At 62.7% G+C, this 13,983-nt stretch carries 14 protein-coding genes and 1 tRNA gene; 8 read left to right on the top strand and 7 right to left on the bottom strand.

Going from position 1 to position 13,983, the window contains the following annotated elements:
* Window positions 1-56: 56 nt before the first annotated feature.
* Both FLO80_RS10090 and FLO80_RS10085 read right to left on the bottom strand, forming a co-directional pair.
* Entirely contained in the window at window positions 57-788 is a 732-nt protein-coding gene (locus tag FLO80_RS10090) for a hypothetical protein (RefSeq protein ID WP_111367961.1), read from the bottom strand.
* A 124-nt stretch (window positions 789-912) separates the two neighbouring features.
* Window positions 913-2,145: an SAM-dependent methyltransferase gene (locus FLO80_RS10085; RefSeq protein WP_111367959.1), complete on the bottom strand. Its 1,233-nt coding sequence runs from the start codon at window positions 2,143-2,145 to the stop codon at window positions 913-915.
* A 260-nt stretch (window positions 2,146-2,405) separates the two neighbouring features.
* On the opposite strand from FLO80_RS10085, the gene aspS reads away from it, so the two are divergent.
* Complete coding sequence (gene aspS / locus FLO80_RS10080; protein ID WP_111367957.1) at window positions 2,406-4,181, top strand: aspartate--tRNA ligase; 1,776 nt, start codon at window positions 2,406-2,408, stop codon at window positions 4,179-4,181.
* Between the two features lie 170 nt (window positions 4,182-4,351).
* On the opposite strand, the gene FLO80_RS10075 is transcribed toward aspS, so the two are convergent.
* Both FLO80_RS10075 and FLO80_RS10070 read right to left on the bottom strand, forming a co-directional pair.
* Window positions 4,352-4,438: transfer RNA gene (locus FLO80_RS10075), tRNA-Leu, on the bottom strand.
* A gap of 146 nt (window positions 4,439-4,584) precedes the next feature.
* Entirely contained in the window at window positions 4,585-5,088 is a 504-nt protein-coding gene (locus FLO80_RS10070; protein WP_111367955.1) for a DUF2306 domain-containing protein, read from the bottom strand.
* Window positions 5,089-5,190: 102 nt separating this feature from the next.
* On the opposite strand from FLO80_RS10070, the gene FLO80_RS10065 reads away from it, so the two are divergent.
* From FLO80_RS10065 to FLO80_RS10040, 6 genes are all read left to right on the top strand, one after another.
* A complete protein-coding gene (locus FLO80_RS10065; RefSeq protein WP_111367953.1) occupies window positions 5,191-5,982 on the top strand; it encodes a LytTR family DNA-binding domain-containing protein in 792 nt (263 codons plus the stop codon).
* Window positions 5,979-6,629: a DsbA family oxidoreductase gene (locus FLO80_RS10060; protein ID WP_111367951.1), complete on the top strand. Its 651-nt coding sequence runs from the start codon at window positions 5,979-5,981 to the stop codon at window positions 6,627-6,629. The genes FLO80_RS10065 and FLO80_RS10060 overlap by 4 nt, the downstream gene beginning before the upstream one ends.
* Window positions 6,630-6,692: 63 nt before the next feature.
* On the top strand, window positions 6,693-7,355 hold the full coding sequence (gene lipB, locus FLO80_RS10055; RefSeq protein WP_111368198.1) for a lipoyl(octanoyl) transferase LipB: 663 nt from the start codon (window positions 6,693-6,695) through the stop codon (window positions 7,353-7,355).
* A 122-nt stretch (window positions 7,356-7,477) separates the two neighbouring features.
* Window positions 7,478-7,894, top strand: coding sequence for a c-type cytochrome (locus tag FLO80_RS10050; protein WP_111367949.1), 417 nt, complete (start codon window positions 7,478-7,480; stop codon window positions 7,892-7,894).
* 268 nt (window positions 7,895-8,162) lie between these two features.
* Window positions 8,163-9,833, top strand: coding sequence for a cytochrome c oxidase subunit I (locus tag FLO80_RS10045; protein WP_111367947.1), 1,671 nt, complete (start codon window positions 8,163-8,165; stop codon window positions 9,831-9,833).
* A gap of 103 nt (window positions 9,834-9,936) precedes the next feature.
* The gene (locus FLO80_RS10040) at window positions 9,937-10,431 is read left to right on the top strand and encodes a DUF2244 domain-containing protein (RefSeq protein WP_111367945.1); all 495 of its coding nucleotides are present in this window, start codon (window positions 9,937-9,939) and stop codon (window positions 10,429-10,431) included.
* A gap of 28 nt (window positions 10,432-10,459) precedes the next feature.
* On the opposite strand, the gene FLO80_RS10035 is transcribed toward FLO80_RS10040, so the two are convergent.
* The 3 genes from FLO80_RS10035 to FLO80_RS10025 are packed head-to-tail and all read right to left on the bottom strand — an operon-like array spanning window position 10,460 to window position 13,340.
* Entirely contained in the window at window positions 10,460-10,873 is a 414-nt protein-coding gene (locus tag FLO80_RS10035; protein ID WP_111367943.1) for a DUF4864 domain-containing protein, read from the bottom strand.
* A 49-nt stretch (window positions 10,874-10,922) separates the two neighbouring features.
* On the bottom strand, window positions 10,923-11,663 hold the full coding sequence (locus FLO80_RS10030) for a DUF4336 domain-containing protein (RefSeq protein ID WP_111367941.1): 741 nt from the start codon (window positions 11,661-11,663) through the stop codon (window positions 10,923-10,925).
* Window positions 11,664-11,696: 33 nt separating this feature from the next.
* Window positions 11,697-13,340 carry a lysine--tRNA ligase gene (locus FLO80_RS10025; protein WP_111367934.1) on the bottom strand — a complete coding sequence of 548 codons (1,644 nt, stop codon included), beginning with the start codon at window positions 13,338-13,340 and terminating at the stop codon, window positions 11,697-11,699.
* Between the two features lie 197 nt (window positions 13,341-13,537).
* On the opposite strand from FLO80_RS10025, the gene FLO80_RS10020 reads away from it, so the two are divergent.
* Window positions 13,538-13,963: a tellurite resistance TerB family protein gene (locus FLO80_RS10020; protein ID WP_111368196.1), complete on the top strand. Its 426-nt coding sequence runs from the start codon at window positions 13,538-13,540 to the stop codon at window positions 13,961-13,963.
* Window positions 13,964-13,983: the final 20 nt, after the last annotated feature.

Below are 13,983 nucleotides of genomic sequence, written 5' to 3'. Positions count from 1 at the left end.
CGGGAGATGTGCGCGATGCGCGCCGGCGGTGCGAGGGCGGTTGCCCTGAAGGGGGATCAGGACGCCGGGGCGAGGTCGCCGAAGCGATCCTGCGTGACGCGCCGGGGCCGGACGCGGGCCGGTTGTGCGGCGGAATCATGGAGTTCCGCCTCGGGATCGGCGGCGTGGTTGTCGAACGGCGGTTCGACATCGCCGGGATCGTTGTCGAACGCCGGTTCGCCATGGCGCAGGATCGAAAGATCGTCGCCGAAGGTGCCCGCATCAAGCAGATCGGTCAGCGTGGCGTGGGCAATGTCGAAATCGACGACGTGAAAGCCGATTTCCATCCTCCCCTCGCCGGTTGTCGAATCGGCCCAGCCGCCCTGACCGGTCTCGGCGAGGAAACCCGCGACATGGTCGAGCAGCGCGTCGCGGCGGGCGAGATCGTTGGCGTCGCTTCTCTCGCCGGTGACGGGACAGGTGATTTGCAGGTATGCCATTTCGCTGGCGGGGATCTCGGCAAAGCCCATATCGCGCAGATGCTCGAGATGGTCGCGGATGCGCGGCCAGTGCGCGGCATCGTAATGCGCGGATTCGGCCGGGTGGCCGAGATTGCCGACCTTGAGCGTGATCATGCCGTCGGCGGCGTCGAGCCAGAGATAGGCCATGCCCATGGCGTCCGGGCGATAAAGGCGCACGGGGCGCGGCAGGTCGTGGGCGGAGCGGTTGTGCAGGCGTTGCCCGATCCGGGCGCGCATGGTGGCGACGCCCGCAGAAAGGCGGGGAATGAAAGAGGTGATAGATCCCATAATCGGCGGCACTGTCCTGTCCCTGATCTGTCCTGTCAGTCTTGATTGCGACTTTCTAGCAAGGGCAGGAGGGCAGGAATGTGGCGATGATAGGGCTATTTGGGGCGCTGCGCGGCCCGGTTGGTCATTCCGCCGCGCGGGCGTAATCGGCCCTCGACGGGTCGCGGTAGAGGTAATCGCGGGTGAGCGGCACCGCGGCCTGATCGGGCGAAAGCTGAACCTGGAACACGACCTGCGCATTGTGGCGGAAGGTGAGTTCGCTGGCGATGAGGTAATAGCGCCACATCCGGCAGAACCGTTCGTCGTAAAGCGCGCGGGCCTTGTCGATATTGGCGACGAAGCGGTCATGCCAGTGTTTGAGGGTTTCGGCATAATGCAGGCGCCAGACCTCGATATCGGTGGCGACGAGGCGGCGCGGTTCGACCGCGGCCATCACCTCGGACAGGGCGGGGACATAGCCGCCGGGAAAGATGTATTTCGCGATCCAGGGGCTGGTGGCCGCCGGTGGATGGGAGCGGCCGATGGTGTGGACGAGCGCGATGCCGGTGTCGGTCAGCAGATCCTCGATTTTCTCGAAATAGGTGCCGTAATGCGGCACGCCGACATGTTCGAACATGCCGACCGAGACGATCCGGTCGAATTTGCCGGTCACGTCGCGGTAATCCTTGAGCAGGAAGCGGGCGCGGTCGGCAAGTCCGGCCTTTTCGGCGCGCGCGTTGGCCATCGCGTGCTGTTCGGTCGAGAGCGTGACCCCGGTGACGTCGGCGCCGTAATCGCGCGCCAGCGTCAGCCCCATGCCGCCCCAGCCGCAGCCGATATCGAGCACGCGCATGCCCTTTTCGATCTGCAGTTTCTCGGCGATGTGGCGTTTCTTGGCCTCCTGCGCTTCGTCCAGCGTCATGTCGGGGCGCGCGAAATAGGCGCAGGAGTATTGCCGGTCGGCGTCGAGGAAGAGGTCGTAAAGCTCGCCCGAGAGGTCATAGTGATGCGCGACATTGGCCCGCGCGCGCGGCACCGGGTTGAATTGCTGCAAGCGACGCCCGGCGCGGCGCAGGGTTTCGAGCGGGCGGCGGAACCATGGCTGGCCGTGGCGCGCCACGTTGCGGATGGCAAGGGTGAGAAATCCGTAAAGGTCGTCATCCTCGATGGTGAGCGTGCCGTCCATGTAGCCCTCGCCCACCGCCATTTCGGGGTTGAGCACCAAGCGGCGGGGCAGGGCCGGGTCATGCAGCGTGACCGCGACGCGCGCGCCCTCACCGTTGCCGTAATGCCGGGTCTGCCCGTCGGGCAACGTGACCGAGAAATCGCCGTCACGAATAAGATGCGTCAGAAAACGATCGAGTATTCGGGCCCACATGTTTCTCTCCCATTTTGCTGCGTGCTGAACCCTGCGCGCGGAAAAACCCGTGATCCTTGCCTCTGTGTTGTGATCGGGGCGCGAAATCCGGCCCCATTTTCTCTGCCCGAGCGTCAATTTAATGGATTTTGACGATTTCGCAAAGCCCCTGCCGCAGGGATGGGCGGGTTCAGGCCCCGGGGCCTTGACTTTGCCGGTCATGCGAGGTGTATCGGCGCGACCGGTTCAACCACCCCTGCAAGCCTTGGAAGGGACGAAACATGCACGCCTATCGCAGCCATACCTGCGCCGCACTGACAAAGGAAAACGTGGGCGAGAGCGTCCGCCTGTCGGGGTGGGTGCATCGCGTGCGCGATCACGGCGGCGTTCTGTTCGTCGACCTGCGCGACCATTACGGCATGACGCAGGTGTTGTGCGATCCCGACAGCCCGGCGTTTGCCAAGGTCGAGAAACTGCGCTCGGAATGGTGCGTGCGCATCGACGGCACCGTGAAGGCGCGCGATGCGTCGCTGATCAACCCGCGGATTCCGACCGGCGAGATCGAGGTCTATGTCCGCGATGTCGAGGTTCTGGGCGCGGCGGGCGAATTGCCGCTGATGGTGTTCGGCGATCAGGAATACCCCGAGGAAACGCGCCTGCGCTATCGTTATCTCGATCTGCGGCGCGAGAAGATGCAAAGCCACATGAAGCTGCGCAGCGACATGGTGGCGAGCATCCGCCGCCGGATGTGGGACGGGGGGTTTCGCGAATACCAGACGCCGATCATCACCGCGTCCAGCCCCGAGGGCGCGCGCGATTTCCTGGTGCCGAGCCGGCTGCATCCGGGGCGGTTCTATGCGTTGCCGCAGGCGCCGCAGCTGTTCAAGCAGTTGATCATGGTGTCGGGCTTTGACCGCTATTTCCAGATCGCACCGTGCTTTCGCGATGAAGACCCGCGCGCCGACCGCTCGCCGACGGATTTCTACCAGCTCGACATGGAGATGTCTTTCGTCGAGCAGGAGGACGTGTTCGCGACCATCCAGCCGGTGATCGAGGGCGTGTTCGAGGAATTCGGCGGCGGTCACAAGGTTGACAAGCTGTGGCCACGGATTCGCTATGCCGATGCGATGAAATGGTATGGCACCGACAAGCCCGACCTTCGCAATCCCGTAAAGATGCAGGAAGTGAGCGAGCATTTCCGGGGGTCGGGTTTCGCGATCTTCGCGAAATTGCTGGAGCAGGACGGCACCGAAGTGCGCGCCATTCCCGCGCCGGGTGGCGGGTCGCGCAAGTTCTGTGACCGGATGAACGCCTATGCCCAGAAAGAGGGCCTGCCGGGGATGGGGTATATCTTCTGGCGGGACGGCGAGGATGGCATGGAGGCCGCCGGGCCGCTGGCCAAGAATATCGGCCCCGAACGCACCGAGGCGATCCGCCAGCAGCTTGGCCTCGGCAAGGGCGACGCGGCGTTCTTCCTTGGTGGCAAGCCAGCGAGTTTCGAGGCCGTGGCGGGACGCGCGCGCAATGTGATCGGCGAGGAATTGAACCTTACCGAGAAGAACCGTTTCGCGTTTTGCTGGATCGTCGATTTCCCGATGTATGAAAAGGACGACGAGAGCGGCGTGATCGATTTCTCGCACAACCCGTTCTCGATGCCGCAAGGCGGCATGGCGGCGCTGGAGGGCGATCCGCTCGATGTGCTGGGATACCAGTATGACCTTGCCTGCAACGGGTATGAGCTGGTGTCGGGGGCGATCCGGAACCACCAGCTCGACATCATGTATCGCGCCTTTGAACTGGCTGGATATGGCAAGGACGAAGTCGAGAAACGCTTTGGCGGGATGGTCAACGCGTTCAAATTCGGTGCCCCGCCGCATGGCGGCTGTGCTGCGGGCATCGACCGGATGGTGATGCTTCTGGCCGATGAGCCCAACATTCGCGAGGTCATCATGTTCCCGATGAACCAGCGCGCCGAAGACCTGATGATGAACGCCCCCGGCGAGGCGAGCCCGGAACAGTTGATGGAACTGAGCCTGCGGGTGATCGAACGCGAATAAGGATGTTCCGGGGAGCGGGGTGTTGCCTTGTGCGACATCCCGCTTCCGGCCGCCGCATGCGTGGTGCGATGCGGCCTGTGGATCTTGCATTCGTTGCGCGCAACCGACCCTGACCCGGGCAGGGTTCAGACCTGCTCATGCACTTTGGATGAATACCGGGGATGGGATGTTGGTGCGGTCGAGAAGACTCGAACTTCCACGGGTGTTACCCCACAGCGACCTCAACGCTGCGCGTCTACCAATTCCGCCACGACCGCACTGTCCTGACTTGGTGACGCGCGTCTTAGCGAAACCGAAACGGGATGTGAAGGGCCAAAACGGCCCTTCGATGGTTTTTCCGCCGGGTAATTCACCGTGTCGTTCACCGGGGCGTTCACTGGGCGATCCAACCGGCGATCCGTGATCAGGCGCGCCCAAGCAGCAGGCGGATGTGATCGGGTCGCCGCAGACCCCAGGCCAGCGCAATCAGGCCGGTCATCGCAAGGGCCGTTGCGAAGCCGCCCACCGGGGTGGCGGCAAAGAGAATCGCGTTCATGATCCGCCCGGGCAGCAGGGTGAAGAGGCCGGGGATGCCCATGCCGAACACGTAGAGCGACAGCATCGTGCGGCGGTGATCGGTGATCCGCCCCGCGCGAATGTGGCCGATGCCGACCCAAAGCAGAACCAGCGTGGAGACCGAGAGGGCGTGAATCGGGCTGAACGGGCCGATGAGCCTGATCGTGTAGATGAAAAAGGAACTGAGCGCCGTTGCCGCCATCATCGTCACCCAGATATAGCCCAACGTGCGGTGCAGCCGGTCGCGCCGCCGCCGCATCAACGCCACCGGCCCGAGAACCAGCGCCGCGAGCGCGGCGAGGATGTGCAATTGCACCACGAGCGAGGTTTCGAAAAACGGCGTCAGGGTCATGTCATTGTCCTTTCGGTTTGCTATATCTGGGGTGACGGGGCGGTCATCGTCGCGACAGGGGCGCCGGGCAATTGCCGGTATGCCGAAAGACGGAGGGAGTTCGTGAAAACCGGGGCAACGCAACTCGCGCTTCGCGAAACGCGGGCCTACCTGGCCCGGGGGCGGGTGCTGATCGGGCTGGTTGCGGTGACGTTGATTCTGTCCGTCTCGGGGCCATTCGGCACCAGTGACAGCCTCGGCCCGCTGGCGCGGGGGGGGTATTGGGCGGTGGTTGTGGCGCTGACCTTTTCGGCCGGGGTGTTGGCCGATCGGCTGTGCGAGCAATGGATCGAGACGTCGCGGCTGCGCTCTGTCCTGTCCATCCTGATCACCGGTGCGCTGGTCACGTTGATCGTGCTGGCGCTCAATGCCGTTGTTTTCGGTCGCTCGCCCCTCGAGATGGCGTCGCGCTGGCTTTTGATCGTGCAGATCCTGTTCGTCGCGCTGGTGGTGGCGACGGGGCTTTATGCCATGGCGGCGGGCGGGTCCGCCGAGACGGGCCAGCCCGGGCCGATGACCGTGCCACCGCCGCTGCTTGACCGGTTGCCGCTCGACAAGCGCGGGGCGCTTGTGTCAATTTCGGTGCAGGATCACTATGTCGAGGTGGTCACGACACGGGGGCGTGCGCTGGTGTTGATGCGTCTGACCGATGCGATGCGCGAGGCGGGTGAGGGTGCAGGCCTTCGGGTGCATCGCTCGCACTGGATCGCGACGGACCAGGTGCAGGCCGCAAGGCGAGAGGGCGAACGCGCGATCCTGACCATGACCGGCGGCCACGAGATCCCGGTCAGCCGCACATTCCTGCCCGCGATCCGCGATGCGGGCCTTTTGCCACGCGGGAAGGAGAGCACATGACCAGGGAACCGCTGCGCATCGACATCGTTTCGGACGTGGTTTGCCCGTGGTGCATCATCGGCTATCGACAGTTGAACCGGGCCATCGAGGACACCGGGATTGCGGTCACGATCCTGTGGCATCCGTTCGAACTCAACCCCGACATGGTGCCCGAGGGGCAGAATCTGCGCGAGCATCTGGCCGAGAAATACGGCAGCAGCGCCGAGGATAGCGTCCAGGCGCGCGCCAAGCTCACGCAGCTGGGGGCCGGTCTGGGGTTCACCTTCAACTTCTCGGATCAAAGCCGCATGGTGAACACCTTTCGGGCCCATCAACTGATCGAATGGGCCGCGGCGCAGGGGCGCCAGACCGACATGAAGCTGGCGCTGTTCCGGGCGCATTTCACCGATGCGCGGGATGTGTCGGACATCGGCACGCTGACCGAGATCGCGGGCGAGATCGGGCTTGACCCGGCCGAGGCGCGCGACGTGCTGGAAACCGCGCGTTTCGCTTCGGAGGTGCGCACGATTCAGAGGTTCTGGACCGAGAAGGGCATTCGCGGCGTGCCGGCCATGGTGTTCGACCTGGAACACCTGGTGACCGGGGCGCAGGGTGTTGCGACCTATGCCGGGCTGCTGACCCGTCTCGATGCGGCGCGACGTGGCTGAAACGGGGCGGCGTCACCTGTCGCCGCCTCTTGCCCTTGCGCGAACCCGTGCTATCCCATGCGCATGGTCGAATGGAAAATCACCGACGGGTTGACCGATTACGAGACGGCGCTGCGTTTCATGGAGGCGCGGGTTGCCGATATCGCATCGGGCGAGGCGGAGGAGTGTATCTGGCTGCTCGAGCATCCGCCGCTTTACACCGCGGGCACCTCGGCGCGGCGCGAGGATCTGACCGATCCTGACCGGTTCCCGGTGTTCGAGGCGCGGCGTGGCGGGCAATATACCTATCACGGCCCCGGCCAGCGGGTGGTTTACGTGATGCTCGACGTGGGCAGGCGCGGCCATGATGTGCGCCGGTTCGTGGGCCAGCTCGAGGAATGGGTGATCGCGACGCTCGATCAGTTCAACATCCGCGGCGAGATTCGCCCCGGCCGAGTCGGTGTCTGGGTTTCGCGGCCCGAAAAACCGGCCTTGCCCGACGGCACCCCGCGCGAGGACAAGATCGCCGCCATTGGCATCCGGTTGCGCAAATGGGTCAGCTTTCATGGCATTTCGATCAATGTCGATCCCGATCTCGGGCATTTCTCGGGCATCGTGCCCTGCGGCATCACCGGCCATGGTGTGACCAGCCTTGTCGATCTTGGCCTGCCGGTCACGATGGAGGATCTCGACAGCGCGCTTGAACGCACGTTTCCACAGGTGTTCGATGCCACCGGGCCGGGCTAAGGCCATTGCCTTGGAAAGCTGTATCTGCGACAAATGACCCGCTTTGCCATGCTTGTCAGACACTGGCGCATGGTTATATCCATGCATGAAAGCCACCCATTTCGCAACGAAACGAGGTAAACATGAAAACGCTTCTGACCGCGACCGCCGCCTTTCTGGCTCTTGCTGCGCCTGCTTTCGCCGAAGGCGACGCTGCGAAGGGTGAAAAGGAATTCAACAAGTGCAAATCCTGCCACATGATCGAGACCGATGACGGCGAAACCGTCGTGCGCGGTGGCCGGACCGGCCCGAACCTCTTTGGTATCGTCGGGCGCGTGGCCGGAACGGTCGAGGAGTTCCGCTATGGCAAGGGGCTTGAAGCCGCGGCCGAAGCCGAGTTCGTCTGGACCGAAGAAGCGATCGCCGAATATGTGGAAGACCCGCGCAAATGGCTCGATGATCAGGGATTCCCGAACCAGTCGAAAATGACCTTCAAGCTGCGCAAGGGTCAAGAGGACGTGGCGGCCTATCTTGCCAGCCTTTCCGAAGCTTCGGAGTAGGATTTCCCGACCTCGTTTCGGGGGCGAAATGCAGAATCAGTGAACGGGGGGCCTTTGCCCCTCGTTTTTTGTTGTATTACAGATAGTTGTTAAACGTCCCGGATTCGCGGTATTTGGTCGCGAAACACGAGGGGTGCGACAAAATTATTTGATCTGGATCAATTTGACCCGTTGCCCCGCCCGGCCTCGCATTTTAAAACCGGAATGATACCAGGGTGCGGAATCCACGCTTCGCACGTCCGAGACATTCAACAGGAGGCACCGCAGCATGGCAGACGCAGCCATCCACGGGCACGAACATGAAGACAACCGCGGCTTCTTTACCCGCTGGTTCATGTCGACCAACCACAAGGACATCGGGGTTCTCTACCTGATCGTCTCGGCCCTCGTGGGCCTGATCGCCGTCATTTTCACCGTGTTCATGCGGCTCGAGCTGATGTACCCGGGCGTGCAATACATGTGCCTCGAAGGGTTGCACCTGTTCACGACGCCGGAGACCTGCACCCCGAACGGGCATCTATGGAACGTGCTGATCACCTATCACGGCGTGTTGATGATGTTCTTCGTGGTGATTCCGGCGCTGTTCGGCGGCTTTGGCAACTATTTCATGCCGCTTCAGATCGGTGCGCCCGACATGGCATTCCCGCGGATGAACAACCTGTCGTTCTGGATGTATGTCGCGGGTGTCTCGCTTGGTGTGGCCTCGATGTTTTCGCCGGGGGGCAACGGGCAACTTGGTTCAGGCGTGGGCTGGGTGCTTTATCCGCCGCTCTCCACGCTCGAAGGCGGCATGTCGATGGACCTCGCGATCTTTGCCGTCCACGTCTCGGGGGCAAGCTCGATCCTCGGTGCGATCAACATGATCACCACCTTCCTCAACATGCGCGCGCCGGGCATGACCTTGTTCAAGGTGCCGCTGTTTTCGTGGTCGATCTTTGTCACCGCGTGGCTGATCCTGCTGGCGCTGCCGGTTCTGGCCGGTGCCATCACCATGCTTCTGACCGACCGCAATTTCGGAACGACCTTCTTTGATCCCGCTGGCGGTGGCGACCCGATCCTTTACCAACACATCCTGTGGTTCTTTGGCCATCCCGAGGTGTATATCGTTGTCCTGCCGGGCTTTGGCCTTGTCAGCCACATCTTCGCCACCTTCTCGCGCAAGCCGATCTTTGGGTATCTGCCGATGGTCTGGGCGCTGATCGCGATTGGCGCGCTGGGCTTCGTGGTCTGGGCGCACCACATGTATACCGTTGGCATGTCGCTGACCCAGCAGAGCTATTTCATGCTGGCCACGATGGTCATCGCGGTGCCCACCGGCATCAAGATCTTCTCGTGGATCGCAACGATGTGGGGCGGGAGCCTTGAATTCAAGACGCCAATGCTTTTCTCGCTGGGCTTCCTGATCCTGTTTACCATCGGGGGTGTCACGGGCATCGTGCTGGCGCAGGCTGGCGTGGATCGCGCCTATCACGACACTTACTACGTCGTGGCGCATTTCCACTATACCATGTCGATGGGGGCGGCCTTTACCATCTTTGCCGGGATATACTTCTACCTGGGCAAGATGAGCGGGCGCCAGTATCCCGAGTTCTGGGGCAAGGTGCATTTCTGGACCTTCTTCATCGGGGTCAACCTGACCTTCTTCCCGCAGCACTTCCTCGGGCGTCAGGGCATGCCGCGCCGCTATATCGACTATCCCGAGGCGTTCGCCTACTGGAACCTGTTCTCGAGCTGGGGCGCGCTGCTGAGCTTTGCATCCTTCATCCTGTTCTTCGGCATCGTGTTCTACACGCTTTTCCGTGGGGCCAAGGTGACCGAGAACAACTATTGGAACGAGTATGCCGACACGCTCGAATGGACTCTGCCTTCGCCGCCGCCGGAGCACACGTTCGAGCAGCTTCCCAAGCGTGAAGACTGGGACAAGAGCCACGCCCACTAGCGGCTTGTGACACACGTGAACGGGGCCTCGGGATCATCCGGGGCCCTTTTCCATTCCGCCCCTTTTCACCCGCACCGTGCGGGCCGCCAGAACAGGATCAGGAATGCCGCATCGCTGGACCCATGGCCCTGCCGGGCAGCACGAGGTCGTTCTGTGGCCGCACCGGTCGTTGCCGCGTCGGGGCTTTGCCGCGATCATCCTGATGGCATTCCTGCTGGCCACCGTGCCGCTTTACGGGCTTTTGGGGACCGTGGTGCTGTGGGGCCTTTTGCCGTTCATGCTCTTGGTGGTGGCGGGGCTGTGGTGGGCGCTGGAGCATACCTACAAGACCGCCGAGATGCGCGAGACGCTGACCATCACGCCCGATCTCACCCGGCTTGTTCATCAGCCGCCCAGGGGCGAGATCCTGACATGGGAGTGCAACACCTACTGGACCCGCGCCCATATCCATCCGACCGGCGGGCCGGTCGAATCCTATCTCACGCTCACCGGGAGTGGGCGCGAAGTGGAAATCGGCCGCTTCCTGACGGAAAAGGAACGCAAAGCCCTGATCGGCGAGATCAACGAGGCGTTGGCCAATGCGGGCGGACAGGCGTGATTAAACGGGCGTGATTAGACGGGCCTGATTACACGGCCATGCCGGGCGCCTTCAGAAGTTCAACGCCGTTGATCTTCCAGGCGTCGCCCTGTTCGATCATCTGGTAATCAAGCAGGTGCAAGTCGCCGCCCGCGTCGCGGATGCGCACCTTTTGCCAGAGTTGACCGTCTATCATCCGCAGTTCGAGAAATTCGACCTCGCCGGCCCGCCACACCATGGGATAGCCGCGTTGGACCATACTTCCGAACAGTTGCGGGGTGCGGAAAATGCGCTGGATTGTCGGGCTGGCAAAGTCGAAGGCCCGTTCGATGTCATCGGCGCGGAACGCCTCGATCTGCCGGGTGATGACGGTTTCGATCGCCGGGATGCGGGTCTCTTCGGCCCCGGCGCCGTGCGCCGACATGCCGATGACGATCAGGATTGCAAGAACGATCTGTTTCATCTTTCATTCCTCCTCTATGCCTTGCTTACGCAAGGGAAGGGGAAATGGATCATTTGCCGTCCGGCCACAGAAACCGAAAGGCGCGGCGCAACTCATCGGCGCCATTCCTGTCATACCATCGCCCATGCGCCAGGATTACACGTTCGGGGCCCCAGTCGATCATGGTTTCGACCGCATCACGCAGCCTGTCGCGTTGGGCCATGAAACTGGCCCGAATGTCGCGCGGCATCTTTCCGTCCGGGTCGAGAATGCCGCCGACGCGAGCTGCGATCCGCATCCACCATGGCAGGTTGCGCGCCTCGAAATTCTCGATCAGGTCGGTCAGGATCAGGGTTTTCGACGCCCGGTGGAAAAACACCACCTCGCGATGCGCCCGGCTGCCTTCGACGATCATCTGCTCGATCTGCCCGGCCCAAGGCGGGTCGGCCACCGGCCCGAGATCGTGATCAAAGTGCAGCGCCATGCCTTTTTTCGCGGCCCGATCCGCGACGCCCGGTGCGGCCCAGGCTAGGGCATCGGGAAACGCCGCTTGCCATTCCGCGACATAGGCATAGTGAATCCAGTTGGGTGCGATGAGATGCGCCACCGGACCCAGCGTCGCGACCTCATCGCGCAACCCATCGGTCAGCCGCGTCGGGGAATGCACCCAGATGTCACCGCTCGCCAGCCGCACCACCGTGGCCCGGGTCGAGAACGGCATGCCATAGAACCGGATCAAAGGGCCATCCACGATCCAGATATCCGGCGCCACCGGCTTCAGCGTGTCGAGCGGTTCATACCCCGTGGCCATGCCCCGTAAGGTGGGCAATCTGCCCATCACGCGTCAAATGAATTCCCCGGCCAGCGCCTTTTCGATCAGCGACCGTGTCTCGTCCACGCCGTAAAGCGCGATGAACCCGCCGAAGCGCGGGCCCTGGCTGGCGCCGAGGCAGACCTCGTAGATCGCCTTGAACCAGTCGCGCAGCGGTTCGAACCCGTGGTTCTTGCCGACGGCAAAGACGATGGATTGCAGGAATTCCTCGTCCCCGAAATCGACCTCGGGCAGGGGGGCGTCATTGCCCATGGCGGCATTCTTGCGGGCAATCTCGTCCAGTGCCACGTCGGCATCGCCCAGCGCCGCAACCAGCGCGGCGAGTGCTGCGCGTTCCTTGTCATCCGGCGCGCGGTAGGTTTTTTGCGGCTTCACGAAATCGTTGAAATAGCGCACCGCGTAGCCCGCCGCCGCATCGAGGCCGGGATGGGTTTCGGGGGTGGCATCGGGGGCGTATTTCGCGATGAAACCCCACAGAACACCCTTGTCCTCGGCGCTCGACGCGCTGGCGAGGTTCAAGAGCATCGAGAACGGCACCACCATGTCGGAGGCAGGCACCTCGCCATGATGAATGTGATGCACGGGATTGTTCACCTTCTGGGTCCAGTCCTGCCCGGGATAGGCGCGCAACTGCTGGTGATATTCGTCCATCGCCCGCGGGATCACGTCGAAATAGAGCCGTTTGGCCGTCTTGGGCTTTTGATACATGAAGTAGGACAGGCTCTCGGTGCTGGCATAGGACAGCCATTCGTCGATCGAGATGCCGTTGCCGGAGGATTTGGAGATCTTCTGCCCCTTGTCATCGAGAAACAGCTCGTAGGTGAAATGCTCGGGCGCGCGTTCGCCGAGGATCTTGCAGATCGCATCGTAGATCGGCGTGTTGGTGGAATGGTCCTTGCCATACATCTCGAAATCCACGCCCAGCGCCGCCCAGCGGGCGCCGAAATCGGGTTTCCATTGCAGCTTCACGTTGCCGCCGGTCACCGGCAGCGTCCATTCGCGGCCCTGCTCGTCGTCGAAGGTGATCTCGCCCTTGGCCGCATCGACATGCTTCATCGGCACGTAGAGCACGCGGCCCGTCTCGGGGTGAATGGGCAGGAAGATCGAATAGGTCTGCTGGCGTTCTTCGCGCAGGGATTTCAGCATGACTTTCATCAGGGCGTCGTAGCGTTCAGCCGCGCGCAGGAGCACCGTGTCGAACTGCCCCGAGCGGTAGAACTCGGTGGCCGAATAGAATTCGTAGTCAAACCCGAACGTGTCGAGAAACCGGCGCAGCATGGCGTTGTTGTGGTCACCGAAACTGTCATGCGTGCCGAACGGGTCGGGCACGGATGTGAGCGGTTTTTGCAGGTGCTCGGCCAGCATCTCGCGGTTGGGCACGTTGCCCGGCACCTTGCGCATCCCGTCAAGGTCATCCGAAAAACAGATGAGCCGTGTCGGGATGTCGCTGATCGACTCGAAGGCGCGGCGGATCATCGTGGTGCGCAGCACCTCGCCGAAGGTGCCGATATGCGGCAGGCCGGAGGGGCCGTAGCCGGTCTCGAAGAGAACATGCCCCTTTTCGGGCGGCGCCGCCTCGTAGCGTTTGAGCAGGCGGCGGGCCTCTTCGAAGGGCCAGGCTTTGCTGTTCATCGCGGCGTCACGCAGATCGGACATGTCTTCTCTCCAGATGCCCCCGCGCCCCATGCGCGGAAACTCGGGGCTTCCTAATGTCTTTCGCGGGTCAGCGGAAGAGCGAGTTTGCGCTCTCGCCGGCGGCGATTGGCCACCTGGCCGGTGGAAACCGCTTGTTGCAAGCGCGGCGCGGGAGCAATATCACCACAGGCGCGAACCTAGCCGTCAAGGACAGCCCGATGAACGATAACATTCCCCACCCGCTTTCGCCGCAGGACTGTCTTGTCGCGGTGATGATCGCGGTGTCCGCTTCGGACGAGAACATCCGCACATCCGAACTGGTCAAGATCCAGTCGACGGTCAACCACCTGCCGATCTTTGCCGATTACGATATCGACCGGATGAACACCATGGCCCAGACCGTGTTTGACCTTTTCGAGCAGGAAGACGGGCTTGACGCGCTGTTCGGTCTCATTCGCGACAACCTGCCTGCGCGGCTCAATGAGACGGCCTATGCGCTGGCCTGCGATGTCGCCGCTGCCGATGGCACGCTGGGTGACGAGGAGTTGCGCCTGCTGGAAGAGATCCGCTATGAGCTCGATATCGACCGGCTTTATGCCGCGGCCATCGAACGCGGAGCCCGGGCGCGCCACATGACGACCTGAGCCGATGCGGCTTGGCCTTG

Source organism: Aquicoccus porphyridii (assembly GCF_008369105.1).
Taxonomy (GTDB): domain Bacteria; phylum Pseudomonadota; class Alphaproteobacteria; order Rhodobacterales; family Rhodobacteraceae; genus Aquicoccus; species Aquicoccus porphyridii.
Note: the sequence above shows the minus strand (reverse complement) of the source record. Positions and strands in the feature narration are given on the sequence as shown.

Excerpts from the sequence above, each read along its gene's own strand:
- FLO80_RS10050 (WP_111367949.1), top strand. The coding sequence starts at position 7,478 with ATGAAAACGCTTCTGACCGCGACCGCCGCCTTTCTGGCTCTTGCTGCG.
- lipB (WP_111368198.1), top strand. The coding sequence starts at position 6,693 with ATGGTCGAATGGAAAATCACCGACGGGTTGACCGATTACGAGACGGCG.
- FLO80_RS10045 (WP_111367947.1), top strand. The coding sequence starts at position 8,163 with ATGGCAGACGCAGCCATCCACGGGCACGAACATGAAGACAACCGCGGC.
- FLO80_RS10035 (WP_111367943.1), bottom strand. The coding sequence starts at position 10,873 with ATGAAACAGATCGTTCTTGCAATCCTGATCGTCATCGGCATGTCGGCG.
- FLO80_RS10090 (WP_111367961.1), bottom strand. The coding sequence starts at position 788 with ATGGGATCTATCACCTCTTTCATTCCCCGCCTTTCTGCGGGCGTCGCC.
- FLO80_RS10040 (WP_111367945.1), top strand. The coding sequence starts at position 9,937 with ATGCCGCATCGCTGGACCCATGGCCCTGCCGGGCAGCACGAGGTCGTT.
- FLO80_RS10070 (WP_111367955.1), bottom strand. The coding sequence starts at position 5,088 with ATGACCCTGACGCCGTTTTTCGAAACCTCGCTCGTGGTGCAATTGCAC.
- aspS (WP_111367957.1), top strand. The coding sequence starts at position 2,406 with ATGCACGCCTATCGCAGCCATACCTGCGCCGCACTGACAAAGGAAAAC.
- FLO80_RS10060 (WP_111367951.1), top strand. The coding sequence starts at position 5,979 with ATGACCAGGGAACCGCTGCGCATCGACATCGTTTCGGACGTGGTTTGC.
- FLO80_RS10020 (WP_111368196.1), top strand. The coding sequence starts at position 13,538 with ATGAACGATAACATTCCCCACCCGCTTTCGCCGCAGGACTGTCTTGTC.
- FLO80_RS10030 (WP_111367941.1), bottom strand. The coding sequence starts at position 11,663 with ATGGCCACGGGGTATGAACCGCTCGACACGCTGAAGCCGGTGGCGCCG.
- FLO80_RS10025 (WP_111367934.1), bottom strand. The coding sequence starts at position 13,340 with ATGTCCGATCTGCGTGACGCCGCGATGAACAGCAAAGCCTGGCCCTTC.
- FLO80_RS10085 (WP_111367959.1), bottom strand. The coding sequence starts at position 2,145 with ATGTGGGCCCGAATACTCGATCGTTTTCTGACGCATCTTATTCGTGAC.